We start from the raw sequence: 26805 nt of genomic DNA, 5'->3' as shown, positions 1-26805 counted from the left end.
GGCAAATAATCAGAACGGTAGTTGGAGATCAGGGGCAACACGTTTCAACTGGGCGTGGAACACGTCCTTGATGCGCTGCAACTCGGCCTCGGTATCCGCCTCGAAACGCAGGACCAGCACCGGAGTGGTGTTGGACGCGCGAACCAGGCCCCAGCCTTCGGCATAATCGACTCGCACACCATCAATGGTGGTCAGGTTGGCGCCTGCACCCCATTGCGCATCGTGCAATGCGTCAATGATGCTGAATTTGCTCTCTTCGGTCACATGGATATTGATTTCCGGCGTAGAAATATCGTTCGGGAAGGTCTCGAACAGGTCTTCAGCGCTGGATTTTTCCTTGCTGAGGATCTCCAGCAGGCGGGCGGCGCTATAGATGCCGTCGTCAAAACCGAACCAGCGCTCCTTGAAGAACACATGGCCGCTCATTTCGCCGGCCAGCAGGGCGCCGGTTTCTTTCATTTTCTTTTTGATCAACGAGTGACCGGTCTTCCACATCAGTGGGCGGCCGCCGTATTCCTTGATCAACGGCGTCAGGCGCCGGGTGCATTTGACGTCGAAGATGATCTCGGCACCGGGGTTGCGCGCCACTACGTCGCGGGCGAACAGCATCAGCAGGCGGTCGGGGAACACGATGCTGCCGGTGTTGGTCACCACGCCTACGCGGTCTCCGTCGCCATCGAAGGCCAGGCCGACATCGGCGCCCACTTCTGCGACCTTGGCGATCAGGTCCACCAGATTTTCAGGCTTGCCCGGGTCCGGGTGATGGTTGGGGAAATTGCCGTCGACTTCGCAGAACAGCGGGATCACTTCGCAGTTCAAGGCTTCGAGCAGTTGCGGGGCGATCACGCCGGCCGCGCCGTTGCCGCAGTCCACCACGACTTTCAGGCGCCGCTCGAGCTTGACGTCACGGGTGATTTCGTCCGAGTAGCGCTGGAGGATATCGACCTTGGTGATGCTGCCCTTACCGCTGGTCAGGTCATTGGTCTTGAGGCGAGTGTGCAGGGCCTGGATCTGTTCGTTGGCCAGGGTATCGCCGGCAATCACGATCTTGAAGCCGTTGTAGTCCGATGGGTTGTGGCTGCCAGTGAGCATCACGCCGGATTTGCCGGCCAGCACGTTGGCGGCGTAGTACAGCGCCGGGGTCGGCACCAGGCCAACGTCGCTGACATGGCAGCCGCTGTCGGCCAGGCCCTGGATCAGGCGCTCCACCAGCTCGGGGCCGGACAGGCGACCGTCACGTCCCACAGAGACGTTGGGCTCGCCCTGGGCCAGGCTTTGCGAGCCGATGGCGCGGCCGATCCAGTAGGCGGTTTCGGCGGTCAGGGTTTTCGGGACGACACCACGGATGTCGTAGGCGCGGAAAATGCTGTCGGGAAACGTCGGTGCGACTGGGGCTGCGTTGCTCATCACTGGGGAAACTCCATCGATACGGGGCGGACATGCCGGAGTGTGGCGACCGGCAGGCTCAAACTGAAGGGTAAGACGGCGTTTTTGCCCTAGAGTTCGTGGTGCGAAAATGCCACTGGGGCATGTCGGACACAGAGTCCGGCATGCCTGAGCGTAGTCAGTGGCTACCGGAATGCCCGAAGCCGCCCGCGCCACGCTGGGTTTCGTCGAACTCGGTGACCAGTTCGAAATGTGCCTGCACCACCGGCACCAGGACCAGTTGAGCAATGCGCTCGCCGACGGCGATGTTGAAGGCGGTCTGGCCACGGTTCCAGCACGAGACCATCAATTCGCCCTGGTAGTCCGAGTCGATCAAGCCCACCAGGTTGCCCAGCACGATCCCGTGTTTGTGACCCAGGCCGGAGCGCGGCAGGATCAAGGCGGCCAGGCCGGGGTCGCCGACGTAGATCGACAGGCCGGTGGGGATCAGCAGGGTCTGGCCCGGCTCAAGGACGGTGTCTTGCTTGAGCATGGCGCGCAGGTCCAGGCCGGCGGAGCCCGGTGTGGCGTAGGCCGGCAGTGGGAAGTCGGTGCCGAGGCGGGGGTCGAGGATCTTGGCTTGCAAAGCGTGCATGGACATTAAACCTGGTTCAGCCGTTGGGCGATAAAAGAGATCAGTTGGCGGGCAATCTTGCCCTTGCTGGTCTGGGCGAAAAGGGTGGCGTGCAGCTCGCGATCAATCACGCTGCAGGCGTTTTCCTCGCTGTTGAAGCCGATGCTCGGGTTGGCGACGTCATTGGCAACGATCAGGTCGAGGTTTTTGTCTTTCAGTTTGCGTGCGGCGTAGTCCAGCAGGTTTTCGGTTTCGGCAGCGAAACCGACGCTGAACGGACGATCCGCGCGGGTGGCGATGGTGGCCAAAATGTCCGGGTTGCGCACCATTTGCAGGAGCAGGCCGTCGCCGCTTGTAGGGTCTTTCTTGAGTTTTTGTGGGGCAACCACTTCCGGGCGGTAGTCTGCGACCGCTGCCGACGCGATAAACACATCGCAGGGAATCGCCGCCTCACAGGCCGCGAGCATGTCGCGGGCGCTGACTACGTCGATGCGGGTGACCCGGTCCGGGGTGGGCAGATGCACCGGGCCGGTGATCAGGGTCACGCGTGCGCCTGCCTCAACCGCCGCTTCTGCCAGGGCAAAGCCCATTTTTCCTGAGCTATGGTTGGTGATGTAGCGCACCGGGTCGATGTTTTCCTGGGTCGGGCCGGCGGTAATCAGTACGTGCTTACCGGTCAGGGCCAGATGCTGGAAGCACTCGGCGGCACACAGCGCCAGGTCCGTGGCTTCGAGCATGCGCCCCAGGCCGACGTCGCCACAGGCCTGGCTGCCGGAGGCCGGGCCGAAGACCTTGAGGCCACGGCTTTGCAGGAGTTGGGTGTTGGCCTGGGTGGCCGGGTCGCGCCACATGGCCTGGTTCATTGCCGGGGCGATGGCGACGGTGGCGTCGGTGGCCAGCACCAGCGTGGTCAGCAGGTCGTCGGCAATGCCTTGGGCGAGGCGCGCGATGAGGTCAGCAGTGGCGGGTGCGATCAGCACCAGGTCGGCCCATTTGGCCAGTTCGATATGGCCCATGGCGGCTTCGGCTGCCGGGTCCAGCAGGTCCAGGTGCACCGGGTGGCCGGACAGGGCCTGCATGGTCAGCGGGGTAATGAACTCACTGCCGCCACGGGTCATGACCACGCGCACTTCGGCGCCCTGGTCCAGGAGCCTGCGAACCAACTCTGCGCTCTTGTAGGCGGCAATACCGCCGCCGACGCCGAGAACGATGCGTTTCCGATACAGACGCTGCATTGGTTTGCCTTTCCAGTTCAGTGATGGCGTTGCGATCCCCCCTCCCCAGGTGAAATCGCGCGCAAAAAAGAGCGGCTAAGATAACACAGCGTCCGCCATGCAACAGCGGCGCACATGCACACGGAGGTGCCATGAGTATTCGCAATTGGCCTGCGGCGGAGCGCCCGCGGGAGAAGCTTTTGGAGTTGGGGGCGGCAAGTCTCTCGGATGCCGAGTTGCTGGCGATTTTCCTGCGTACCGGCGTCTCGGGTAAAAGCGCGGTGGACTTGGCGCGCCATCTGCTGGGGCAATTTGGCAGCCTGCGTTCGTTGCTGGAGGCCCGCCAAACCGTCTTCATCCAGCATCTGGGCCTGGGGCCGGCTAAGTTCGCCCAGTTGCAGGCGGTGCTGGAAATGGGCCGGCGCCATCTGGCCGAGCATGTACGCAATGAGTCGGTGCTGGAAAGCCCGGTTGCCGTGCGTGACTACCTCAAGGCGCTGTTGCGCCATGAGCCCCACGAAATATTCGGCTGCCTGTTTCTTGATTCAAGGCACCGGGTGCTGGGCTTCGAAGCGCTGTTCCAGGGCACCATAGACAATGCCATGGTGTACCCGCGACAGGTGGTCAAGCGCGCCCTGGACTACAACGCAGCGGCGTTGATCCTGTGCCACAACCACCCCTCCGGGAATGCCGAGCCCAGCATTGCTGATCGAAAACTGACCAAGCATCTGCAAAAGGCCCTCGATCTGGTGGATGTGCGGGTACTGGATCACATCATTATCGGCGACGGTGACCCGCTGTCGATGGCCGAATACGGTTGGCTGTAACGCAGTTGCTTGTAGGGGCCGGCTTGCCGGCTCCTACAACGGCCGGGTCAGGGCTTTACGCTGACCTTGGAGAAATCCTGGCGCCCAAACGGGCTGACCTGATACCCCTCGACATTTTTACGGGTCAGGGCAAAGGCCGTCGGATGAGCCAGTGGCAACCACAGCGCCTGCTGCTGGATCTGCGCCTGTGCCTGTTGATACAGCTTGCTGCGCACGCCTTGCTCATTGGTGGTCTTGCCGGCACTGATCAGCTTGTCCAGTGCCGGGTCGCAGTAACGGGCAAAGTTGGTGCCGGATTTTACCGCCGCGCAGGAAAATTGCGGGGTCAGGAAGTTATCCGGGTCGCCGTTGTCCCCGGCCCAGCCCATAAACAGCAGGTCGTGCTCGCCAGCCTTGGCGCGGCGGATCAGCTCGCCCCATTCGATCACGCGGATCTCGGCCTGGATGCCGACCTTGGCCAGGTCCGCCTGTAGCAGTTGTGCGCCCAGGCTTGGGTTGGGGTTGAGCAGGCTGCCCGAGGGCCGGGTCCAAAGGGTGGTCTTGAAGCCGTCACTCAGCCCGGCGCGGGCCAGCAGGGCCTTGGCCTTGGCGATGTCCTGTGGATAACCCGGCAATTCCTTGGCAAAACTCCAGGTATTGGGCGGGTAGGGACCGGTGGCGGCTTCGGCGGTGCCTTCAAACACGGCCTTGAGGTAGCTGGCCTTGTCGAAGGCCAGGTTGATCGCCTGGCGCACTTCTGGCTTGTCCAACGGTGGGTGCTGGCTGTTGATGGCCACAAACGCGGTCATGAAGGCTGCGGTCTTTTCCGCCTTGAGCGCCGCATCCTTTTGCGCCTCGCCGATATCCAGGGGCTTGGGTGACAAGGCGATCTGGCATTCATCCCGGCGCAGTTTCTGCAGGCGCACGTTGGCGTCCGGGGTGATGGCGAAGATCAAGTTATCCACAGCAGGCTTGCCGGCGAAGTAATCCGGGTTGGCTTTGTAGCGAATCGCTGCATCTTTCTGGAAACGCCCGAAAACAAAGGGGCCGGTGCCGATGGGCTGGCTGTTGAGCTTTTCCGGGGTGCCGGCCTTGAGCAGCTTGTCGGCGTATTCGGCCGGGTAGATCGAGGCAAAGCCCATGCTCAGCGCGGCGAGGAACGTGGAGTCGGCGTGATCCAGGGTAAAACGCACGGTCAGCGGATCCAGGGCGTCGATCTTTTTGATCAGCGCCGGCAGTTGCAAGGACTGGGCGTGGGGGAAGCCGCTCTGGGCGATCTGGTGCCAGGGATTGGCCGGGTCGAGCATGCGTTCGAAGCTGAAACGTACATCTTCGGCGGTAAGGCTGCGGCTTGGGCTGAAATACGCGGTGCGGTGGAATTTGACGCCCGGGTGCAATTTAAAGGTGTAGGTCAGGCCGTCCGGCGAGACTTCCCAGCTGTCGGCCAGGCTCGGCACCAGCTTGCCGCTCGTGGCGTCGTAGTCCACCAGGCGGTTCATCAGCACATCCGCCGAGGCGTTGGTGGTGGTCAGCGAGTTGTACTGCACCACATCGAACCCTTCGGGGCTGGCCTCGGTGCAGACGCTCAACGTGGAGGCCGCCTGGGCCAGCGGGGCGAGGAAGAGCGGGGCGAGTAGAAGTGGCAGGGCAGCGAGGCGCATGGTCGGTTTCCTTTGCAGATCGGAGGCCCATCTGCGAGTGCAGTCTGGAAAAGGCCTACCGTAGTGGCCTGATTCACAAATGACTAGCCCATTTTTGCCTGTGCATTTAGGACAAATACTGTTTTGATGGCGCTTCAGGTCATTTTGCCCGGGGCCTTGGCCTACAAGCAGCGGCGATAAATCATTCGGTGCGACGAGCGGTCCGGCGGCACGGCGGCCCACCCTGGCAGCGCTTGAGAGCTGCTTGGGCGAGATTTACAGCGGGAAAAACACACCGGCTGTTGTTGCACTGGGGTCTTTCTGGTATAAAGCAGCGCTCTTTTCTAGGGGCCCGGTTCCTTCACTGTAGGTGTAGCCGGTAAGACCCTTAAAGAAACGCGGCGCCTGGCGCCAAATGACTGAGAGATTAAGCGGCCAACCCATGCCGGGTTGGGCATGTGGTTTTAGAGGGCTGAGGCATGTCGAGAGTCTGTCAAGTTACCGGTAAGGGTCCGGTGACTGGGAATAACATTTCCCACGCAAACAACAAAACCCGTCGTCGTTTCCTGCCAAACCTGCAGCATCACCGCTTCTGGGTTGAAGAAGAGAAACGTTTTGTCCGTCTGCGCGTATCTGCCAAAGGCATGCGCATCATCGACAAGCGTGGCATCACTGTCGTGCTCGCTGAACTGCGCCGCGACGGCAAAATCTAAGGAGCTAAATCATGCGTGAATTGATTCGAATGATCTCTAGCGCCGGTACTGGTCACTTCTACACTACCGACAAGAACAAGCGTACTACCCCGGACAAGCTCGAAAAGAAAATGTTCGACCCGCGCGTTCGCAAGCACGTGATCTACAAAGAAGGCAAAATCAAGTAATTGGTTTTCTTTCTTGTGAAAAAAACCCGCATCTCACGATGCGGGTTTTTTTTGCCTTTTGAAAAGTCGCGGTCGACCGATCAGGCTTTTTCTTCGAACACCACGTAGATCTTGCGGCACGGCTCCAGCACTTCCCAGGTGCCACTGAAGCCGGCCGGGATCACGAAGCGGTCACCGGCGCGCAAGGTCTTGGCGTTGCCTTCGGCATCGCGTAGCACCGAAACCCCCTGCACGATCTCGCAGTACTCGTGTTCGGTGTAGTTCACCGTCCATTGCCCGACTTCACCTTCCCATACCCCGGCGTTCATCTGGCCGCACGGGCTGTTGTAGTGGTTGAAGAGCGTCTGCTCGGGGTCGCCCTTGAGGATTTTTTCTGTGGCGGGGCGGTAGCGTTCGGCGGCGGTGTTCGCCTGGCTGAAATCGACGACATCCTGAATGTTCATGCACGTATCCCGTCTAGGCCTGGGGTTGGAGAGCCAAAGTCTATGTTTATTAAAATGAACATCGCAAGGGCGTTTGCGGCCGTTATGTCAAATATATTGAAACATCCCTTGCGGCTGGTTTAGGGTGGCGGGTGCCTCGGACCGAATAGCTGGCTGGCCGGGCAAGCATTTGGAAGGGAACGGTTATAACGCCGGGCCCTTATATTTAATAAGAGGAGGACACTCGCATGACCACCCTGACCCGTGCCGACTGGGAACAACGCGCCAAGGATCTGAAGATCGAAGGCCGCGCCTATATCAATGGCGAGTACACCGCCGCAGTTTCCGGCGACACGTTCGAATGCCTCAGCCCAGTCGATGGCCGCCTGCTGACCAAGGTTGCCAGCTGTGACGTCGCCGACGCCCAGCGCGCCGTGGAAAACGCCCGCGCCACTTTCAACTCCGGCGCCTGGTCTCGCCTGGCCCCGGCCAAGCGCAAAGCCACCATGATCCGTTTCGCCGCGCTGCTCAAGGCCAACGCCGAAGAGCTGGCCCTGCTCGAAACCCTGGACATGGGCAAGCCCATCGGCGATTCCCTGGGCATCGACATCCCTGGCGCGGCGCAAGCCCTGAGCTGGAGTGGCGAGGCCATCGACAAGATTTACGACGAAGTCGCCGCCACCCCCCATGACCAACTGGGCCTGGTGACCCGCGAGCCCGTCGGCGTAGTGGCGGCCATCGTGCCGTGGAACTTCCCGCTGATGATGGCCTGCTGGAAGCTGGGGCCGGCGCTGTCCACCGGTAACTCGGTCGTGCTCAAGCCTTCGGAAAAATCGCCGCTGACCGCCATCCGCATCGCTGCCCTGGCCGTTGAAGCGGGTATCCCCAAGGGTGTGCTCAACGTGCTGCCGGGTTATGGCCACACTGTCGGCAAGGCCCTGGCGCTGCATATGGACGTCGATACCCTGGTGTTCACCGGTTCGACCAAGATCGCCAAGCAACTGATGATCTACTCCGGCGAATCGAACATGAAACGTGTCTGGCTGGAAGCTGGCGGCAAGAGCCCGAACATCGTGTTTGCCGATGCCCCGGACCTGCAAGCCGCTGCCGAATCCGCGGCTGGCGCCATTGCTTTCAACCAGGGCGAAGTCTGCACTGCCGGTTCGCGCCTGCTGGTGGAGCGTTCGATCAAGGACAAATTCCTGCCAATGGTGATCGAGGCCCTCAAGGGCTGGAAGCCGGGCAACCCGCTGGACCCGGCTACCAACGTCGGCGCGCTGGTGGATACCCAGCAGATGAACACCGTGCTGTCGTACATCGAAGCCGGGCACGCCGATGGCGCCAAGCTGGTGGCCGGTGGCAAGCGCACCCTGCAGGAAACTGGCGGTACCTACGTCGAACCGACGATTTTCGACGGCGTGACCAACGCCATGAAGATTGCCCAGGAAGAGATCTTTGGCCCCGTGCTATCGGTGCTGACGTTCGACAGCGCGGAAGAAGCCGTGGCGATTGCCAACGACACGCCTTATGGCCTGGCCGCTGCAGTCTGGACTTCGGATATCTCCAAGGCGCACCTGACCGCCAAGGCCCTGCGCGCCGGTAGCGTGTGGGTCAACCAGTACGATGGCGGCGACATGACTGCGCCATTTGGCGGGTTCAAGCAGTCGGGCAACGGTCGCGACAAGTCGCTGCACGCGTTCGACAAGTACACCGAGCTGAAGGCGACCTGGATCAAGCTGTAAACCCGGACTCCGGGCACCAGCTGCAGTAGATCCAAATGTGGGAGCGGGCTTGCCCGCGATAGCGGTATATCAGTCACTCATGAGTTGGCTGGTACTCCCTCATCGCGAGCAAGCCCGCTCCCACAGTATTTTGCGTGATCTGGAAATAACTCACAGGAGCGTGGCAATGCGTTGGGCGACTTACTTCGCCGTCCTGGCCTCGGTACTCAGCGTCGGCCTCGCCTTGGGCGTGAGCATGCCGCTGGTGTCCCTGCGCCTGGAAAGCTGGGGCTATGGCAACTTTGCCATCGGCATCATGGCGGCGATGCCGGCGTTCGGTGTGTTGTTGGGCGCCAAGGTCTCCAGCCGCCTGGCCTCCTGGTTGGGCACGGCGAACCTGATGCGTCTGTGCCTGTGGGCTGGGGCGATTTCCATCGGTTTGCTGGCGGTACTGCCCAGCTATCCGGTGTGGCTGGTGCTGCGGTTGATGATCGGGGTGATCCTGACCATCGTGTTTATCCTCGGCGAAAGCTGGATCAATCAACTGGTGGTGGAGCAGTGGCGTGGCCGGTTGGTGGCGCTGTATGGCTGTACCTACGCCTTGAGCCAGCTGTCGGGGCCGTTGTTGCTCGGCGTACTGGGGACCGATCATGACTATGGCTTCTGGGTCGGCGTCGGCCTGCTGATCGTTGCGCCGTTCCTGCTGCTGGGGCGCAGCGGGGCGCCGACGGCGGAGGCCTTCAGCGTGACCTTTGGCGACTTGTGGGGTTTTTGCCGGGGCCTGCCGGCGATTGCCTGGGCGGTGGCGTTGTTTGCCGCGTTCGAGGCGATGATTCTGACGCTGCTGCCGGTGTATTGCCTGCAGCAGGGTTTTACCGCTGAGGTGGCGCTGGCGATGGTCAGCACCGTGGTGGTCGGCGATGCCTTGCTGCAATTGCCGATTGGCGCGCTGGCCGATTACCTGCCCAGGCGTACCCTGTTTCTGGGGTGCGCGGTGCTGTTGCTGCTGTCGAGCCTGGCCATTGCGCCGCTGCTCGATACCTGGCTGATCTGGCCGATCTGGGTGCTGTTCGGTGCCAGCGCCGGGGGCTTGTTCACCTTGTCGTTGATCCTGATCGGCGAGCGCTACCGTGACGATGCGTTGGTGCGGGCCAATGCCCATATTGCGCAGTTGTGGGGGATTGGTTGCCTGATCGGCCCGCTGGTGGCGGGTGCGGGCAGCCAGTGGATCAGCGGGCATGCGTTGCCGTTGCTGATGGCGGCGGGGGCCTTGGGGCTGGTGATTCTGTTGTTACGCCAAGGGGCGTTTGGCGCCGAGCAGCCGGCCTGACCTGGAAGTGCTCCCAGATTGGATTTTGGTGGTGCTTAGAGCATGCGCTCCAGGCCCACAGTGGTGGCAAACCAGGCATTGAAGCGGCGCCACCAACTGCCCGGCTCGCGGGTCAGGGTGTGCAACTGGCCGTTGTCTTCTGTCACCCATACCACCTGGCCATCCTGCAGCTTCGCCTCATAACTCAAGGCCGGCGCCATCCCTTGCAGGGCCAGGTTGCTTACGTGCTCGGCCAGCTCGGGGCTGTCCACCAGCACGCCAACCTCGGTGTTCCACAGCACCGAACGCGGGTCGAAATTGAATGAGCCGATAAACGACTTCTGCCGATCAAAGATCATCGCCTTGCTGTGCAGGCTGGAGTCCGAGCCATGCAGCGCGCGGCTGCCCAGCAGGTGCGGGCCACTGCCGCCGCCGTCGCCCGGTTGGCGGCGCAGTTCGTACAGTTTCACCCCGTGCTCCAACAGCGCCTTGCGATAGGGCGCATAGCCGCCATGCACTGCCGGTACGTCGGTGGCCTCCAGAGCGTTGGTCAGCAGACGCACGTCGACACCGGCGTCCGCACGGCCGGTCAGGTAAACCAGGCCCGGCTGACCGGGGACGAAGTAGGCCGAAATCATCATCAGTTCACTGTGCACGCCTTCCAGCTCCGGCCCCAGTTGGGTGGTGAGCAACAGTTGCGGGTCAGGATCGGCCTTGGCCAGCACCTTGCTCGGCGCATCCCACAGCGCCTGGTTCCATGCCCAGATCAGCTCCCGCCGCCAGATGTCCATGCGGGGCTGGGTCTGGTAGGTGCGCAGGCGGTTGTACAGGGCATGGTTTTGCTGGCGCGACTCGGCCAGGGAGTTCTCCAGAAGCCCGCGCGCTGTGGCCAGGTCGTGGGAGGACGGGGCGCTGGAGATGAAGTCGGCAATGGGTTTGCTCAGCGCACTGTTCCAGTACTGGTCAAAGCTGTGGCCCAGTTGCTCGGCCACAGGCCCGACGCTGAGCATGTCGATATCGGTGAAGTTCAGGTTGGGCTCGGCATCGAAATACTCATCCCCCAGGTTGCGCCCGCCGACAATCGCCACGCTGTTGTCCGCCAGCCACAGCTTGTTGTGCATGCGCCGGTGCTGCAGCGACAGGTTGAACAGCCGGCCCATGGCCCGTGTCACGCCGGTGCTGCGCCCCAGGTGCAAGGGGTTGAACAGGCGAATCTGGATCTGCGGGTGCGCGGCCAGGGTGGCGATGATCTGGTCCAGGCCGTCGCTGGTGGTGTCATCCAGGAGGATGCGCACCCGCACGCCACGGTCGGCCGCCGTGAGTAGCTCGGCCACCAGCATGCGCGTGCTGATGCCGTCATGGACGATGTAGTACTGCAAGTCGAGGCTGGTCTGGGCATTGCGGATCAATTCGGCGCGAGCCATGAACGCTTCGCTGCTGTTGGGCAGCAGGCGGAACCCGGAGCGGCCCTGGTAGGGCGCGGCCTGGGCCTGGATCGAGCGGCCAAAGGCGGACTGCGTCGCCGGCAGCGCCTCGCTGGCCACCCGGGGCACATCCAGGGTGGCGCAACCGCCCAGGCCCAGGAACCCCAGCAAAAAAAACGCTAACAGCCGTTGGCTCATCAAGGCGACAGGTTCCGAATCAGGGCGTTGGTGGGCATATGACGGTGATTGCTGGCAAAAGGTCAGTCCACCCGCTGTTCGGCTTCGGCGAGCATTTTGATCGCCGTTGCCCCGACCTTGCGCACCGCCTCTTCAATCTGGGGGGTTGGCTTGGCAGCGTAGTTCATCCGCAGGCAGTTACGGTATTTGCCCGAGGCCGAGAAGATGCTGCCCACGGCAATCTGTACGCCTTGCTCGACCAGGGCCCGGTTGAGCTTGAGGGTGTCGAAACCTTCTGGCAGTTCCACCCACAACATAAAGCTGCCCTGGGGCCGGCTGGCGCGGGTGCCGGCGGGGAAATAGCGGCTGACCCAATCGAGCATCAGGTCGCGATTGCGCTGGTATTGGCTGCGCATCCGCCGCAAATGCGGCTCGAAGTGCCCGTTCTTGAGGAACTCGGCAATGGCGATCTGCGGCTGGGTGGCGGTGGAGCCGGTGCTGATGTATTTCATGTGCAGCACCCGCTCCAGATAGCGGCCCGGCGCTACCCAACCGATCCGCAGGCCGGGGGCCAGGGTTTTGGAGAAGGAACTGCAGAGTAGGACGCGGCCATCTTCGTCGAAGGATTTGATGGTGCGTGGTCGCGGGTAGCTGTAGGCCAGCTCGCCATACACATCGTCTTCGATAATCGCCACGTCAAAGCGCTGGGCCAGGGTCAGCAGCGCCCGTTTGCGTGCCTCGGGCATGATGTAGCCCAGGGGGTTGTTGCAGTTGGGGGTCAACTGGATGACTTTGATCGGCCATTGCTCCAGGGCCAGTTCCAGGGCTTCCAGGCTGATGCCGGTGAGCGGGTCGGTGGGGATTTCCAGGGCTTTCATGCCCAGGCCCTTGAGGGTCTGCATGGCGCCGTGGAAGCTTGGCGAGTCGACGGCGACGATATCGCCGGGCTCGCAAATGGCACGGATGCTGGAGGACAGTGCCTCATGGCAGCCGGTGGTGATCACGATGTCCTGGGCGTCGAGTTGGCAGCCGGAATCCAATGACAGACGGGCTATTTGTTCACGCAGCTCCATACAGCCGTAGATATTGTCGTAGTACAGGCCTGGCAGATCCTGGCGGCGGCTGACCCGGGCCAGGCTGCGCAGCAGGGGTTTGATGGTCGGTGACAGGACATCCGGCATGCCACGGCCCATCTGTATGACATCTTTGCGCGGCACCGCGCGGATCAGTTCCAGCACCTGGTCCCACTGGGAAATCTCCACCGGGCGCTGGGCCGGCCGACCCACGGCAGGCAGCGCGGGCAGTTCGCGACCGACGGGCACGAAGTAGCCGGATTTCGGCTTTGGCGTCGCCAGGCCGTTGTCTTCGAGCATTCGGTAAGCCTGTTGCACGGTGCTCAGGCTGACCCCGTGTTCCACACTCAAGGCACGCACGGAGGGTAAGCGATCGCCGGGGCGATAGAAGCCCTGTTCGATACGGGTGCCCAGCAGTTCGGCGAGGTTGACGTAGAGGGTCATGGCGGTCGCTCCCAGGGGACCAGTACAGATGTGAGGAAAATACAGGATTCAGCCCGTGGTTGGGAGTATCTGTATGGATTTAATAAAAGTGGGTTGAATCTGTAATGGTTTTGCCGTGCCGTCCATTCTAGTCACTCATGGCAACAGGCAAATGAGGGGCAGGACAATGAGTGGCTTGAGCGATGTGCGGCTGGCATTACACAGTCAGGAACTGGAAGCAGGGCAGGAGCGCGGGCTGACCGGGCTGGCGCCGGGTAATCCGAGCCGTTGGGAACTGTTCTGGCGCCGTCGCCACACGCGCCAGGCCTTGCTGGACCTGACCCCGGAGCAACTGCGCGATATCGGCTTGAGTACTGAACAAGCGCGCCGGGAAGGCTTGAAGCCGTTCTGGCGCGGTTGAGTCAGAGCAGTTCTTTCAGGCGGTGCCAGAGCATGCCCAGAGCCAGCAGCGGTGAGCGCAAGTGCTTGCCGCCAGGGAAGGTGATGTGTGGCACCTGGGCAAACAGATCGAAGCGCCCACTCTGCTGGCCGCTGATGGCTTCGGCCAACAGTTTGCCGGCCAGGTGGGTGGCGTTCAGGCCATGGCCGGCGTAGGCCTGGGCAAAGTACACATTGGGCTGGTCGGCCAGCCGGCCAATCTGCGGCAGGCGGTTGGCGCCGATGCCGATCATGCCGCCCCATTGATAGTCGATCTTCGCTTCGGCCAATTGCGGGAAGACCTTGAGCATCTTCGGCCGCATATAGGCGCCAATGTCCTGGGGATCGCGTCCGGAATAGTGGCAAGCACCGCCAAACAGCAGGCGCCGGTCGGCCGACAAGCGGAAGTAGTCCACCGTGACCCGCTGATCACACACCGCCATGTTTTGCGGCAGTAACTCGGCGGCCTGGGTTGGGCTCAAGGGTTCGGTGGCAATGATGTAGCTGCCGGCGGGCAGCACCTTGCCGCTCAGGTGAGGGTTGAGGCCATTGAGGTAGGCATTGCAGCCCAGCACCAGGGTCTTGGCGCGCACACTGCCGTGGGCGGTGTGGACTTTGACTTCAGGGCCGTAGTCGATGCGCAGGGCTTCGGACTGCTCGAACAGCCTCACGCCCAGTTGCTGCGCGGCGCCCGCTTCGCCAAGGGCCAGGTTCAGCGGGTGCAGGTGGCCGGAGCCCATGTCGATCATGCCGCCCACGTAACGGTCGGAGCCGATCACGCTGCGCATCTCCCCGGCTTGCAGCAGGCGCAGTTCGTGGCGATAGCCCAAGTCGTGCAGCTCTTCGGCGTCGGCGGTCAGGCCCTGCAAGTCGCGGGGCTTGTTGGCCAGGTCGCAGTAGCCCCAGGTCAGGTCGCAATCAATCTGGAAGCGCTCGACCCGCTGGCGCACGATTTCCACGGCTTCGAGGCCCATCAGCTTCATCTGCCGCACGCCTTCGCTGCCGACCACATTGGCAAACTGATCGAGGCCATGGCCGACGCCGCGAATCAACTGCCCACCGTTGCGCCCGCTGGCGCCCCAGGCGATCTTGCGTGCCTCCAGCAGCACCACGCTAAAGCCCCGTTCAGCCAGCTCCAGCGCGGTGTTCAGCCCGGAAAACCCGCCGCCGACCACGCACACATCGGCGACCACTTCGCCCGCCAGTGCCGGGTAATCGGGTTGCGCCAGGCTGCTGGCGGCGTAGTAGGAAGCGGTGTGCCGGGCGCTGGCGGTCATGGGGAGCATCCGTGTTTGGAAAATTTGACGCAGGATACAGCGGTCGGGTGAAGCTGTCTCACTCGGGGCTTTTAGGGCAAAATCCACGCCTATTCGCCGTTCGGTATGGGTTTCGATGAGTTGCAACAGCCAGAAAGTCAACGCGCTGCGCCGGCAGATCCCCTCGTTCGAGTGTGTGCCGGGTTGCCATGATTGCTGTGGGCCGGTGACTACATCCACCGAGGAAATGTCGCGCCTGCCGCGCAAGACTGCGGCCGAGCAGGAAGCGGCCATGGATGAGCTGAACTGTGTGCACCTGGGGCCCAACGGTTGCACGGTGTACGACGAGCGCCCGTTGATCTGTAGGTTGTTTGGTACCACGCCCAGCCTGCCATGCCCCAACAATCGAGGCCCGGTGGAGCTGATTCACCCGCGGGTGGAGAAGCAGATTCACGAGTACATGGCGACGACGCGGCAGGTGCTGGTCTGACAGATGTACCCGGTCAAAAGGTGGGAGCTGGCTTGCCTGCGATGACGGTGTAGCGCCCACAGGGTCAATCCGGGATCGGCAGGTTCAGGCTCTCCTTCACCTCTTCCATCACGATATAGCTCTTGGACTCGCGCACATGGGGCAGCTTGAGCAGGATATCGCCCAGCAGTTTGCGGTACGACGCCATCTCGGAAATCCGCGCCTTCACCAGATAGTCGAAATCCCCCGAGACCAGGTGGCACTCCAGCACATGGGGCAGTTTCAGCACGGCACGTCGGAATTCTTCGAAGGTATCGCCGGATTTGTAGTCGAGGCTGATCTCGACAAACACCAGCAGGCTACCCTTCAAGTGCTGCGGATTGAGGCGGGCGTTGTAGCCCATGATGATCCCCTCGCGCTCCAGGCGCCGGACCCGTTCGGTGCACGGCGTGGTCGACAGTCCTACCTTCTCCCCTAGCTCGGTAAACGAAATCCGCCCGTCGGCCTGCAGGATGCGCAGGATGTTGCGGTCGATCTTGTCCAGCTCCCGCTTGGTCTGGGTATTGGTCCGCATAGGGGATGCTCCTCCGTGAAAAGGGTTTTTGCCGAGAATTGTCGCCAAATATAGGCACTTATATAGTGAAATGCACTGGTCATTGCTTTTTATACTGCTCACATCTTTGTGCCGAACAACAAACGTCAGCGGTCAAGCCGTGATGAGGATATAAAAATGCGGGTTTTGGTCTTGGGTAGCGGTGTCATTGGTGTGGCCAGTGCCTACTATTTGGCGCGTGCCGGTTTTGAGGTGGTCGTGGTCGACCGCCAGCCGGCCGTTGCAATGGAGACCAGCTTCGCCAACGCCGGCCAGGTCTCGCCCGGCTATGCATCGCCGTGGGCCGCGCCAGGTGTGCCGCTCAAGGCCATCAAGTGGCTGCTGCAGCGGCATGCGCCGCTGGCGATCAAGGCCACCGCCGATATCGACCAATACCTGTGGATGGCGCAGATGCTGCGCAACTGCACGGCCAACCGTTATGCCGTGAACAAAGAACGCATGGTGCGCCTGTCCGAGTACAGCCGCGACTGCCTCGATGAGCTGCGCGCCGAAACCGGCATTGCCTACGAAGGGCGCAGCCTGGGGACTACGCAATTGTTCCGCACCCAGGCGCAACTGGATGGCGCGGCCAAGGATATCGCCGTGCTGAAAGAGTCCGGCGTGCCGTTCGAGCTGCTTGACCGCGCCGGCATTGCCCGCGTCGAGCCGGCCCTGGCCAGTGTCACGGATATCCTCGCCGGTGCCTTGCGCCTGCCCAATGACCAGACCGGCGACTGCCAGATGTTCACCACCCGCCTGGCCGACATGTGCAAGCAGTTGGGGGTGGAATTCCGTTTTGAGCAGGACATTCAACGCCTGGACCACGCCGGTGATCGCATCAACGGCGTGTGGATCGACGGCAAGCTGGAAACCGCCGACCGCTACGTGCTGGCCCTGGGCAGTTACTCGCCGCAGTTGCTCAAGCCGCTGGGGATCAAGGCGCCGGTGTATCCGCTCAAGGGTTACTCCCTGACCGTGCCGATCACCAACCCGGCGATGGCCCCGACTTCGACTATTCTCGACGAAACCTACAAGGTTGCGATCACCCGTTTCGACAACCGCATCCGCGTCGGTGGCATGGCTGAAATAGCCGGTTTTGACCTGTCGCTGAACCCGCGTCGGCGCGAAACCCTGGAGATGATCGTCAACGACCTTTATCCTCAGGGCGGTGATTTGAGCGAAGCGACGTTCTGGACCGGCCTGCGCCCGACCACCCCGGACGGTACGCCGATCGTCGGCGCCACGCCTTTCAAAAACCTGTTCTTGAACACTGGCCACGGCACCCTCGGCTGGACCATGGCCTGTGGCTCTGGTCGCCTGCTGGCGGACCTGATGGCGAAGAAAACCCCGCAGATCAGTGCCGCTGGCCTTGATATTTCCCGTTACGGCAACCCTCAGGAGTCCACAAAACATGTCAATCCAGCGCCAGCTCACCAATGAGCGCATGAGCCAGATCGTTGTCCACAGCGGTACCGTGTATCTGGCAGGGCAAGTCGGCGACGACATGAGTGCCGGAATTGAACAGCAGACCCGTGAAACCCTGGCCAATATCGAGCGTTTGCTGGATCTGGCCGGTACCGATAAAACCAAGTTGCTGTCGGTGACGATCTACCTCAAAGACATCGACGCCGACTTTGCCGGCATGAACGCGGTTTGGGACAAGTGGCTGCCAAAAGGCGTGGCCCCGGCCCGTGCCACGGTCGAGTCGAAACTGTGTGAGCCAGAAATCCTGGTCGAGCTGTCTGTCGTGGCCGCTCTGCCTTAAACGATCACTCTTGCGGTGCCGGCGCTATTGGCCGGTACCGGTTTTTTCTTCCCACCGCCGCCTAGAAGCCTGCCGCCATGCGTCCTGCCCGTGCCCTGATCGACCTACAAGCCCTGCGCCACAACTACCAATTGGCCCGCGAACTGACCGGGGCCAAGGCCCTTGCCGTGATCAAGGCCGACGCCTATGGCCATGGTGCCGTGCGCGTGGCCCAGGCCCTGGAAGACCAGGCCGACGGTTTTGCCGTGGCCTGTATCGAGGAGGCGCTGGAGCTGCGCGCCGCCGCAATTCGTGGGCCGGTGTTGTTGCTCGAAGGGTTCTTCGAGGCCGACGAACTGCCGCTGATCATCGAGCATGACTTGTGGTGCGTGGTGCATTCGCTGTGGCAACTGGAGGCGATTGAACAGGCGCGCCTGAGCAAGCCGCTGACGGTGTGGTTGAAGCTGGATTCGGGCATGCACCGGGTTGGTTTGCATCCCAAGGATTATCACGACGCCTACCAGCGCCTGCTGGCCAGTGGCAAAGTGGCCAAAATCGTGTTGATGAGCCACTTCGCTCGCGCCGATGAACTGGACTGCACAAGCAGCGATGAGCAGGTCGCGGTATTCGATGCGGCGCGCCAGGGCCTGGCGGCCCAGGTCAGCCTGCGCAACTCGCCGTCGGTAATGGGTTGGCCGGGCGTCTCCAGTGATTGGGTGCGGCCCGGCATCATGCTCTACGGCGCAACGCCCTTTGGCGAAGACCAGGCGGTTGCCGCGCGTTTGCAGCCGGTGATGACCCTGGAATCGAAAGTCATCTGCGTGCGCGAACTGCCGGCGGGCGAGCCCGTGGGTTATGGCGCACGGTTCGTGACGCCCAAGCCGATGCGTATCGGCGTGGTTGCCATGGGCTATGCCGATGGTTATCCGCGCCACGCGCCGACCGGTACGCCGGTGCTGGTCGCCGGCCAGCGCAGCCAGTTGCTGGGGCGGGTGTCGATGGACATGCTGTGTGTCGACCTGACCGATGTGCCCGAGGCCGGCCTGGGCTCGACCGTCGAGTTGTGGGGCAAAAACATCCTCGCCAGCGATGTGGCGACCGCCGCTGACACCATTCCCTACCAGATTTTTTGCAACCTGCGCCGAGTGCCACGGCTCTATTCCGGCGCCTAGCTGCCGGACGCCGAAGACGTCCAGCGGGATTCAGACCAAAGTGTTGTAAATACTGAACGCTGTCGCCATGATAACGCTCAATTACAACAAAGCCTGAATCCTAGGAGGCTCCTGCATTGGACGTCGGCGAACGACTGCAATCCATCCGTAAACTGAAAGGTCTTTCCCAGCGTGAACTCGCCAAACGTGCGGGCGTCACCAACAGCACCATTTCGATGATCGAGAAAAACAGTGTCAGCCCTTCCATCAGCTCCTTGCGCAAGGTGCTGGGCGGCATCCCCATGTCGATGGTCGAGTTTTTTTCCGAGGAGATCCTCCAGGAAAAACCGACTCAGATCGTCTATAAAGCCAATGAGCTGATCGACATTTCCGATGGTGCGGTGACCATGAAGCTGGTGGGCCGTGCGCATCCCAGCCGGGCGATTGCGTTTCTCAACGAAATCTACCCGCCGGGCGCCGATACGGGCGAGGAAATGCTGACCCATGATGGCGAGGAAACCGGGATTCTGTTGGAAGGTCGTCTGGAATTGGTCGTGGGCGTCGAAACTTTTGTGCTCGAAGCTGGCGATAGCTACTACTTTGAAAGCACCAAGCCGCACCGTTTTCGCAATCCGTTCGATGTGCCGGCGCGACTAATCAGCGCAGCCACACCCGCGAACTTTTAACAGAAGAGGCGCCCTGCCTACCTTGCAGAGGTGCCCGTAGTTGTATTTCGCCATACTGAATCCCCCCTTGGATAATAGGGTTGTTTCAGTGAGGCGGCCTAACCGTTATACTTTCGCCGCCTGCGAAACCGTGGCCGCAGGCGTGAATAGCCACCATGAGGGTGAACGCGTGAACCTAATTATGAAAATGCTGGCTGTACCAGCAACCGTACTGGCCCTTTGGGCTGCCAGCGCTCAAGCTGCGACCAATGATGATATTGCCAAGCGTCTTGAACCCGTCGGGAAGGTCTGTATTCAGGGCGAAGAATGCAAGGGGATGGACGTCGCTGTGACAGCTGGCGGCGGCGGTGCGAAAACGCCGGACGAGATCATCGCTAAACACTGTAATGCTTGCCACAGCACTGGCCTGTTGGGCGCACCGAAAATCGGTGACACCGCCGCCTGGAAAGAGCGCGCCGACCACCAGGGCGGCCTTGATGGCATCCTGGCCAAGGCCATCACTGGTATCAACGCCATGCCGCCTAAAGGTACCTGCGCCGATTGCTCGGATGCTGACCTCAAGGGTGCGATCGAGAAGATGTCTGGTTTGAAATAAACCGATCTTCGCCAAAAAGCCGCTGACCAGCGGCTTTTTTGTGGGCGCAATTTGGCGGCCAAGGCTGTTCATTGCAGCAAAGACCCGGCAAGCTCGGTCCAACCCCTAATCATGGAATGTCAGGAGGGTCGGATGGTGCAGTTGTGTTCAATCGAGCAAGCGGTCGATGACGTACTGGAGCGCTTGCCTGCGCATATCCACATGGGTATGCCGCTGGGCCTGGGCAAGGCGAATCTGTTTGCCAATGCCTTGTACCGGCGCATCGCCAAGCTGCCTGAGCGGGCGCTGACGATTTACACCGCCCTGAGCCTGGGTCGCCCGCCGTTGGGCGATGGCTTGCAGAAGCGTTTTCTGGAGCCGTTTATCGAGCGGGTGTTCGGCGATTATCCTGAGCTGGACTTCCTCGCCGCCCTGCGCAAGGACAGCCTGCCGGCCAATATCCACGTGCAGCAGTTTTTTATGCAGCCCGGCAGCCTGCTGCATAGCACCTCGGCCCAGCAGGATTACGTCAGCAGCAACTACAGCCATGCCGCCCGCGATATCAACGCCGCCGGCCTGAACCTGATCGCGCAGTTGGTGGCCAGCAGCAGTGAGCACCCGGATCGCCTGAGCCTGAGCTGCAACCCCGATATCACCCTCGACCTGTTACCGATGATCGCCAAGCGCCGCGCGGCAGGCGAGACCATCCTGGTGGTGGGCCAGGTGCATGATGATTTGCCCTACATGCCCGGTGATGCCGAGCTGGGCATGGATCAGTTCGACTTCCTGATCGACGAAAAAGATCGCACCACGCTGTTTTCCACGCCGAACATGCCAGTGGGTTTGCAGGACCACTTCATTGGTTTGCACGCCAGTACCCTGGTACGCGATGGCGGCACCCTGCAGATCGGTATCGGTTCGATGGGCGACGCCCTGACTGCCGCATTGCTGGCGCGTCAGGCCGATAACGAAGGCTACCGGCAGTTGCTCACCGACCTGGATGTGTACCAATGGGCGCCGCTGATCAGCCGCGAGGGCGGGGTCGAGCCGTTTGCCCGGGGCCTCTATGGCTGCAGCGAAATGTTCGTCAATGGCCTGCTGGTGCTGGCCGACGCCGGTATTGTGCGGCGCAAGGTGTACCCCGATGTGGCGACGCAGCAGCAGGCCAATGCGGGTCTGCTGGACGACGCGGCACAACCGGATGGCGTGTCGATCCACGGTGGCTTCTTCCTCGGCCCCCGCAGTTTTTACCAGCGCTTGCAGGAAATGACCCACGCCAAGCGCCTGGAATTCAATATGACCCGCATCAGCTATATCAACGAGCTGTACGGGCAGGAAGAACTCAAGCGTTTACAGCGCCTGGATGCGCGGTTTATCAACAGCGCCATCATGGTCACGTTGCTGGGCGCTGGCGTTGCCGACCAACTGGAAGACGGTCGCGTGCTCAGTGGCGTGGGTGGGCAATACAACTTTGTGGCTCAGGGCCATGCGCTGGAGGGCGCGCGCTCGATCCTGATCCTGCGCAGCTGGCGTGAAGCGGGCGGTGATGTCAGCTCCAATATCGTCTGGGAATATGGCCATTGCACGATTCCCCGGCACTTGCGCGATATTGTCATCACCGAATACGGCATCGCCGACCTGCGTGGCCAGACCGACGCCAAGGTGATCGAGGCGCTGCTCAATATCACCGACTCACGCTTCCAGGCGGACTTGATCGAGCAGGCGCAAAAAGCCGGCAAGTTGCCCAAGGACTTTCAGCTCGACCCGCGCTTTGCCGACAACACGCCAGAGCGTTTGCAGGCGGTGCAGGCACGGCATTCAAGGCTGTTCCCGGAGTACCCGCTGGGCAGTGACTTCACCGATGAAGAACGGGATTTGTTGCGCGCGTTGAACTGGCTCAAGAGCAAATTCAAGCTGACGGAGATTCTGGAGTTGGGCAAAGCGGCGCTGGATGCGCCTGAGCCTGAGGCCTTTCCCGAGCACTTGGTGCGGATGCGCCTGGATAAGCCGGAGGGGTTTAAAGAGGATTTGTATCAGCGCCTATTGCTTGCTGGCCTTAAGGCCACCGCACACTAACGGCCACCACAAACCAAATGTGGGAGCGGGCGTGCTCGCGATAGCAATGGATCAGCCACTCGTGAGTTGACTGACAGACCGCTATCGCGAGCAAGCCCGCTCCCACATTTTTAAGCGTGCCCGCTCAGGTTTAATCGATGAAGGTCACGACGCCACCGGCCAGGGACTTGACCCGCGCCAGCGACTCAACCCGGTAACCCTGGGCATCCAGCTCAGCACGCCCGCCCTGGAACGACTTCTCGATCACAATCCCCAGGCCCGCCACGGTGGCGCCGGCCTGTTTGATGATCGAAATCAGCGCCTGGGACGCCTTGCCGTTGGCCAGGAAGTCGTCGATCACCAGCACGCGGTCGCTGCTGGTCAGGTGGCGTGGGGAGATTGCCACGGTGCTTTCGACTTTCTTGGTGAAGGAATACACCGTCGCCGACAGCAGGTTTTCCGTCAGGGTCAGGGACTGCTGCTTGCGGGCGAAGATCACCGGCACGCCCAGGTTCAGGCCGGTCATGATCGCTGGCGCGATGCCTGAGGCTTCGATGGTGACGATCTTGGTGATCCCCGAATCCTTGAACAGCGCGGCGAATTCGTCGCCGATCAGTTTCATCAGCGCCGGGTCGATCTGATGGTTCAGAAAGGCGTCGACCTTGAGTACCTGGTCGGAAAGCACGATGCCTTCTTCGCGAATTTTCTTGTGCAGTGCTTCCACAAAAGCTTCCTCTGGTGGCGCAAGGGGCGCCGAAAGTAGATTAAAAAGTAGTCGATTCTAGCGCTTTAGCATCGCGCGTATATCCGCCAGGGCGGTGTTGCCGCGTACCGCCTTGACTTCAGTTGGGGTGTCGTCGTTGCCTTCCCAGGCCAGGTCGTCCGGTGGCAGCTCATCGAGGAACCGGCTTGGGGCGCAGTCGATGATTTCGCCGTATTGCTTGCGCTTGGCCGCAAAGGTGAAGGCCAGGGTCTGACGTGCGCGGGTAATGCCCACGTAGGCCAGGCGCCGTTCTTCCTCGATGGTGTCGGCTTCGATACTGGAGCGGTGTGGGAGGATTTCCTCTTCCATGCCCATGATGAACACGTAGGGGAATTCCAGTCCCTTGGACGCATGCAAGGTCATCATTTGCACACCTTCGGCGCCGTCTTCCTCTTCCTGCTGGCGCTCGAGCATATCGCGCAGCACCAGCTTGCCGATGGCGTCTTCGACGGTCATTTCGCCGTCTTCGTCTTTTTCCAGGGTGTTCTTCAGCGCCTCGATCAGAAACCAGACGTTGCCCATGCGGTAGTCCGCGGCCTTGTCGCTGGAGCTGTTGGTGCGCAGCCAGTTTTCATAGTCGATATCCATGACCATGCTGCGCAGGGCGCTGATCGGGTCTTCGCCGGCGCATTGCTCGCGCACCCTGTCCATAAAGCGCTTGAAGCGCGACAGGCGATCGGTGAAGCGCGTGTCCAGGTGTTCGCCCAGGCCGATTTCGTCGGTGGCGGCGTACATCGAGATCTTGCGTTCGGTGGCGTAGTTACCGAGCTTTTCCAGGGTGGTGGAGCCGATTTCCCGGCGCGGCACGTTGATCACGCGCAGGAAGGCGTTGTCGTCATCCGGGTTCACGATCAGCCGGAAGTAGGCCATCAGATCCTTTACTTCCTGGCGTCCGAAAAAGCTGTTGCCGCCGGACAGACGATACGGCACCTGATGGTGCTGCAACTTCAGCTCGATCAGCTTGGCCTGGTAGTTGCCGCGATAGAGGATCGCAAAGTCGCTGTAGGGCCGGTCGGTGCGCAGGTGCAGGCTGAGGATTTCCACGGCCACGCGCTCGGCTTCGGCATCTTCGTTGCGGCAGCGGATCACGCGGATCTCATCGCCGTGGCCCATCTCGCTCCACAGCTGTTTTTCGAATTCGTGGGGGTTGTTCGAGATCAGCACGTTGGCGCAACGCAGGATGCGGCTGGTGGAGCGGTAGTTCTGCTCCAGCATCACCACTTTCAGGGACGGGTAGTCGTCCTTGAGCAGCATCAGGTTTTCCGGGCGCGCACCGCGCCAGGCGTAGATCGACTGGTCATCGTCGCCGACCACGGTGAACTGGTTGCGCGTGCCGATCAGCAGCTTCACCAGCAGGTATTGGCTGGCGTTGGTGTCCTGGTATTCGTCCACCAGCAGGTAGCGCACCTTGTTCTGCCACTTTTCGAGGATATCGGCGTGTTCCTGGAACAGCTTCACCGGCAGCAGGATCAGGTCGTCGAAGTCCACCGCGTTGAACGCCTTGAGCGTGCGCTGGTAGTGGGTGTAGACGATGGCGGCGGTCTGTTCCTTGGGGTTGCGCGCGTTTTCCAGGGCTTCGGGCGGCAGGATCAGGTCGTTTTTCCACGAGCCGATCATGTTCTTGATCTCGTCGACCCCGTCGTCGCCCGCGTATTCCTTCTGCATGATGTCGGTCATCAGGGCCTTGACGTCGGTCTCGTCGAAGATCGAGAAGCCCGGCTTGTAGCCCAGCCGCACATGCTCCTTGCGGATGATGTTCAGCCCCAGGTTGTGGAAGGTACACACAGTGAGGCCACGGCCTTCGCCACCCTTGAGCAGGGTGCCGACGCGCTCTTTCATTTCCCGCGCCGCCTTGTTGGTAAAGGTCATGGCGACGATGTACTGGGCACGGATGCCGCAGTTCTGGATCAGGTGCGCGATCTTGCGGGTGATCACGCTGGTCTTGCCGGAGCCAGCACCGGCGAGCACCAATAGAGGGCCGCCGACGTAGTTCACGGCTTCTTGCTGCCGGGGATTGAGTCGGGACATACAGGGTTTTGGGAGTCTTTGAGCGAAAAGGGCGGGCATTTTAACAGGCTGGCAAGATTCTGCCGCCTCTGAACGACAGTGTGACGTACCACTCGATCTAAATTTGCCGGTTTTGTTACTTTGCCGCAGGATGTGCGGGGTTTTTGGGTCTATTGTTCGATCTAGACCTGCACTGCGCGCATTTGATAACCAATATCATTTGTCATTATCAGGCTGCACGTCATAATGCCCGCCGCCAACGAATTTTTGCAAAGTCTAGGGAGCTAGCTTGTCTACGCCTGTCGAACCCTTGCGTTTGCTGCTACTGGCCGATGAGCCAGCGTGGGCAGCGTTGTTGCGCGAGTGCCTGGCGCCGATGGGCGATGGGGCTGTGCTGATCAGTGCGCCAAGCTGGGAGTCGGTGAGCAGCTTGTTCGACGACGGCCGCACGGCTGTCTTGCTCACCACCCCCGGTCTGCAACCCGGCCCTGGCCGTTGTAACCTGCCCACCGTAATGCTGCTGGAGCAGGAACCGCTGGTTGCACCGTTGGGCGCCAGCGATTGGTTGATCCGTGGCGCGTTTGATGTGGATACCCTGCGCCGCTGCCTGCGCCATGTACGCGAACGCGGCTTGCTGGAAAACACCCTGCAACGCCTGGCCGCACAAGACCCCTTGACCGGCATCGCCAACCGCCAGGGTTTCCAGACCCTGCTGGCCGCGCGCCTGGCGGAAAACGACGGGCGTGGCCTGGCCCTCGGCCACCTGGACCTGGACAACTTTCGCCACGCCAACGATGCCCTCGGCCATCAGGCGGGCGACCGGCTGATCCTGCAAGTGGTCTCGCGGCTCAAGAGCCAGCTGGAGGTCGGCGACCAACTGGCACGCCTGGGCAGTGATGAATTTGCCTTGTTGATCGACACCCGCCGTGCGCCGCAACGCGCCGAGTGGATGGCCGAGCGCATCACCGAGGCCATGGCCGAACCTTACTGGGTCGATGGCGAGAGCCTGCTGATCGGTTGCAGCCTCGGTGTGGCCCATGCCCGCGCCAAGGCCGGCGCCGACCCGTTGATGTGGCACGCGCATATCGCCATGCAACAGGCCAAGAGCACCCAGGGCTGTACCTTTCATATCTTCAATGAACGTATCAACCGCAATGCCCGCAGCCTCGCCGACCTGGAAAGCGAACTGCGCCGGGCGCTGCGCCGTGACGAACTGGAACTGCATTACCAGCCGCGGCTGGACCTGGACGATGGGCATATCGTCGGCCTCGAAGCCCTGGTGCGCTGGCGCCACGGCGAGCGTGGTTTGCTGCCGCCGAGCGAGTTCGTGCCGCTGGCCGAGCAGAGCGGCCTGATCGTGCCGTTGGGCTACTGGGTGATTTCCCGGGCCCTGCGCGATATGCAGGACCTGCGCGAGCGCGGCCTGCCGCCGTTGCACATGGCGGTCAACCTGTCGTTCCGTCAGTTCCAGGACAGCCAGTTGCTCTCGACCCTGAGCCGTTTGATTGCCGAGCGTGGGGTGGAGGCGCAATGGCTGGAATTCGAGCTTACTGAAACCGCCGTGATGCGCCGCAGCGACCTGGTCAAGCAGACCATGGATGCCTTGGGCCGCCTGGGTGTGCGCTTCTCCCTGGATGACTTTGGCACCGGGTTCTCGTCCTTCGTACACCTCAACAGCCTGCCGATTGCCTTGCTCAAGATCGACAAGAGCTTTGTCGGCGGTATGGAAGAGCGCGAAGAAAACCGCAAGCTGGTGCACGCCATGATCAACCTGGCCCACAACCTCAACCTGGAAGTGGTTGCCGAAGGCGTGGAAACCCCGGAGCAACTGGCGTTGTTGCGCTTGTTCGGCTGCGACCAGGCCCAGGGTTACCTGATCAGCAAGCCGTTGCCGCTGGCGGAATTGGTGGAATACCTGACGTTTGGCAGCAGCCAGCAGGCGTTGTTGGGCGATGTGATCTAGCCCTGTAAACCAATCAAAA

Annotated in this window: 24 protein-coding genes and 1 pseudogene; 14 read left to right on the top strand and 11 right to left on the bottom strand. The window is 61.6% G+C overall.

Translation table 11 applies throughout. The features are described 5' to 3' along the window. Window positions 1-9 precede the first annotated feature (9 nt). From HBR94_RS09565 to coaBC, 3 genes and pseudogenes are all read right to left on the bottom strand, one after another. Window positions 10-1422: pseudogene (locus HBR94_RS09565) on the bottom strand (phosphomannomutase/phosphoglucomutase); the annotation flags it as partial. Window positions 1423-1564: 142 nt separating this feature from the next. Further along, window positions 1565-2020 (bottom strand): dUTP diphosphatase, encoded by a 456-nt coding sequence (gene dut, locus HBR94_RS09560; protein WP_057961001.1) that lies wholly within the window; start codon window positions 2018-2020, stop codon window positions 1565-1567. Between the two features lie 5 nt (window positions 2021-2025). After that, entirely contained in the window at window positions 2026-3234 is a 1209-nt protein-coding gene (gene coaBC / locus HBR94_RS09555) for a bifunctional phosphopantothenoylcysteine decarboxylase/phosphopantothenate--cysteine ligase CoaBC (protein WP_029289805.1), read from the bottom strand. Between the two features lie 131 nt (window positions 3235-3365). On the opposite strand from coaBC, the gene radC reads away from it, so the two are divergent. After that, window positions 3366-4040 carry a DNA repair protein RadC gene (radC, locus tag HBR94_RS09550; protein WP_057960999.1) on the top strand — a complete coding sequence of 225 codons (675 nt, stop codon included), beginning with the start codon at window positions 3366-3368 and terminating at the stop codon, window positions 4038-4040. A gap of 47 nt (window positions 4041-4087) precedes the next feature. On the opposite strand, the gene HBR94_RS09545 is transcribed toward radC, so the two are convergent. Then, on the bottom strand, window positions 4088-5680 hold the full coding sequence (locus HBR94_RS09545; RefSeq protein ID WP_170044600.1) for an ABC transporter substrate-binding protein: 1593 nt from the start codon (window positions 5678-5680) through the stop codon (window positions 4088-4090). A 458-nt stretch (window positions 5681-6138) separates the two neighbouring features. On the opposite strand from HBR94_RS09545, the gene rpmB reads away from it, so the two are divergent. Both rpmB and rpmG read left to right on the top strand, forming a co-directional pair. Then, on the top strand, window positions 6139-6372 hold the full coding sequence (gene rpmB / locus HBR94_RS09540; protein WP_007920377.1) for a 50S ribosomal protein L28: 234 nt from the start codon (window positions 6139-6141) through the stop codon (window positions 6370-6372). 11 nt (window positions 6373-6383) lie between these two features. Beyond that, complete coding sequence (gene rpmG, locus HBR94_RS09535) at window positions 6384-6539, top strand: 50S ribosomal protein L33 (protein ID WP_003176906.1); 156 nt, start codon at window positions 6384-6386, stop codon at window positions 6537-6539. 80 nt (window positions 6540-6619) lie between these two features. Here rpmG and HBR94_RS09530 read toward each other — a convergent pair whose 3' ends face one another. Continuing rightward, entirely contained in the window at window positions 6620-6982 is a 363-nt protein-coding gene (locus HBR94_RS09530) for a cupin domain-containing protein (protein ID WP_057440505.1), read from the bottom strand. Window positions 6983-7209: 227 nt separating this feature from the next. Here HBR94_RS09530 and HBR94_RS09525 point away from each other — a divergent pair, with 227 nt between their 5' ends. Both HBR94_RS09525 and HBR94_RS09520 read left to right on the top strand, forming a co-directional pair. Next, entirely contained in the window at window positions 7210-8703 is a 1494-nt protein-coding gene (locus HBR94_RS09525) for an aldehyde dehydrogenase (protein WP_169960061.1), read from the top strand. A 166-nt stretch (window positions 8704-8869) separates the two neighbouring features. After that, a complete protein-coding gene (locus tag HBR94_RS09520; RefSeq protein WP_170044598.1) occupies window positions 8870-10012 on the top strand; it encodes an MFS transporter in 1143 nt (380 codons plus the stop codon). A gap of 35 nt (window positions 10013-10047) precedes the next feature. Here the strand turns inward: HBR94_RS09520 and HBR94_RS09515 are convergent, their stop codons facing one another. Next, window positions 10048-11613, bottom strand: coding sequence for a phospholipase D family protein (locus HBR94_RS09515; protein ID WP_170044596.1), 1566 nt, complete (start codon window positions 11611-11613; stop codon window positions 10048-10050). 62 nt (window positions 11614-11675) lie between these two features. Continuing rightward, window positions 11676-13109 carry a PLP-dependent aminotransferase family protein gene (locus HBR94_RS09510; RefSeq protein WP_169960064.1) on the bottom strand — a complete coding sequence of 478 codons (1434 nt, stop codon included), beginning with the start codon at window positions 13107-13109 and terminating at the stop codon, window positions 11676-11678. 166 nt (window positions 13110-13275) lie between these two features. On the opposite strand from HBR94_RS09510, the gene HBR94_RS09505 reads away from it, so the two are divergent. Further along, window positions 13276-13509 carry a DUF1127 domain-containing protein gene (locus tag HBR94_RS09505; RefSeq protein ID WP_115129276.1) on the top strand — a complete coding sequence of 78 codons (234 nt, stop codon included), beginning with the start codon at window positions 13276-13278 and terminating at the stop codon, window positions 13507-13509. Between the two features lies 1 nt (window position 13510). Here HBR94_RS09505 and HBR94_RS09500 read toward each other — a convergent pair whose 3' ends face one another. After that, window positions 13511-14803 carry an FAD-binding oxidoreductase gene (locus HBR94_RS09500; RefSeq protein WP_169960066.1) on the bottom strand — a complete coding sequence of 431 codons (1293 nt, stop codon included), beginning with the start codon at window positions 14801-14803 and terminating at the stop codon, window positions 13511-13513. A 115-nt stretch (window positions 14804-14918) separates the two neighbouring features. Here HBR94_RS09500 and HBR94_RS09495 point away from each other — a divergent pair, with 115 nt between their 5' ends. Then, window positions 14919-15272: a YkgJ family cysteine cluster protein gene (locus HBR94_RS09495; RefSeq protein ID WP_029289779.1), complete on the top strand. Its 354-nt coding sequence runs from the start codon at window positions 14919-14921 to the stop codon at window positions 15270-15272. Between the two features lie 64 nt (window positions 15273-15336). Here the strand turns inward: HBR94_RS09495 and HBR94_RS09490 are convergent, their stop codons facing one another. After that, complete coding sequence (locus HBR94_RS09490) at window positions 15337-15825, bottom strand: Lrp/AsnC ligand binding domain-containing protein (RefSeq protein WP_003206849.1); 489 nt, start codon at window positions 15823-15825, stop codon at window positions 15337-15339. A 156-nt stretch (window positions 15826-15981) separates the two neighbouring features. On the opposite strand from HBR94_RS09490, the gene dadA reads away from it, so the two are divergent. The 6 genes from dadA (at window position 15982) to HBR94_RS09460 (ending at window position 22074) form a co-directional block, all read left to right on the top strand. Continuing rightward, entirely contained in the window at window positions 15982-17283 is a 1302-nt protein-coding gene (dadA, locus tag HBR94_RS09485) for a D-amino acid dehydrogenase (RefSeq protein ID WP_029289774.1), read from the top strand. Then, window positions 17255-17608: a RidA family protein gene (locus tag HBR94_RS09480; RefSeq protein WP_032856829.1), complete on the top strand. Its 354-nt coding sequence runs from the start codon at window positions 17255-17257 to the stop codon at window positions 17606-17608. Before dadA ends, HBR94_RS09480 begins: the two co-directional genes overlap by 29 nt. Before the next feature lie 77 nt (window positions 17609-17685). Further along, complete coding sequence (gene alr, locus HBR94_RS09475; protein WP_057440500.1) at window positions 17686-18759, top strand: alanine racemase; 1074 nt, start codon at window positions 17686-17688, stop codon at window positions 18757-18759. Between the two features lie 116 nt (window positions 18760-18875). Continuing rightward, a complete protein-coding gene (locus HBR94_RS09470) occupies window positions 18876-19424 on the top strand; it encodes a cupin domain-containing protein (RefSeq protein ID WP_029289768.1) in 549 nt (182 codons plus the stop codon). A 181-nt stretch (window positions 19425-19605) separates the two neighbouring features. Then, a complete protein-coding gene (locus tag HBR94_RS09465) occupies window positions 19606-20019 on the top strand; it encodes a c-type cytochrome (protein ID WP_170044656.1) in 414 nt (137 codons plus the stop codon). A 132-nt stretch (window positions 20020-20151) separates the two neighbouring features. Next, window positions 20152-22074 (top strand): acetyl-CoA hydrolase/transferase C-terminal domain-containing protein, encoded by a 1923-nt coding sequence (locus HBR94_RS09460; protein ID WP_057440499.1) that lies wholly within the window; start codon window positions 20152-20154, stop codon window positions 22072-22074. 130 nt (window positions 22075-22204) lie between these two features. On the opposite strand, the gene HBR94_RS09455 is transcribed toward HBR94_RS09460, so the two are convergent. Both HBR94_RS09455 and rep read right to left on the bottom strand, forming a co-directional pair. Further along, entirely contained in the window at window positions 22205-22777 is a 573-nt protein-coding gene (locus HBR94_RS09455) for a xanthine phosphoribosyltransferase (protein ID WP_029289761.1), read from the bottom strand. Window positions 22778-22834: 57 nt separating this feature from the next. After that, on the bottom strand, window positions 22835-24844 hold the full coding sequence (gene rep / locus HBR94_RS09450) for a DNA helicase Rep (RefSeq protein WP_057440498.1): 2010 nt from the start codon (window positions 24842-24844) through the stop codon (window positions 22835-22837). Window positions 24845-25112: 268 nt separating this feature from the next. On the opposite strand from rep, the gene HBR94_RS09445 reads away from it, so the two are divergent. Further along, on the top strand, window positions 25113-26786 hold the full coding sequence (locus HBR94_RS09445; protein ID WP_057440497.1) for a bifunctional diguanylate cyclase/phosphodiesterase: 1674 nt from the start codon (window positions 25113-25115) through the stop codon (window positions 26784-26786). The last annotated feature ends 19 nt before the right edge of the window (window positions 26787-26805 follow it).

Source organism: Pseudomonas sp. WS 5412, assembly GCF_012985615.1.
Lineage (GTDB): Bacteria > Pseudomonadota > Gammaproteobacteria > Pseudomonadales > Pseudomonadaceae > Aquipseudomonas > Aquipseudomonas shahriarae.
This window is presented reverse-complemented; position numbering and strand designations above follow the sequence as displayed.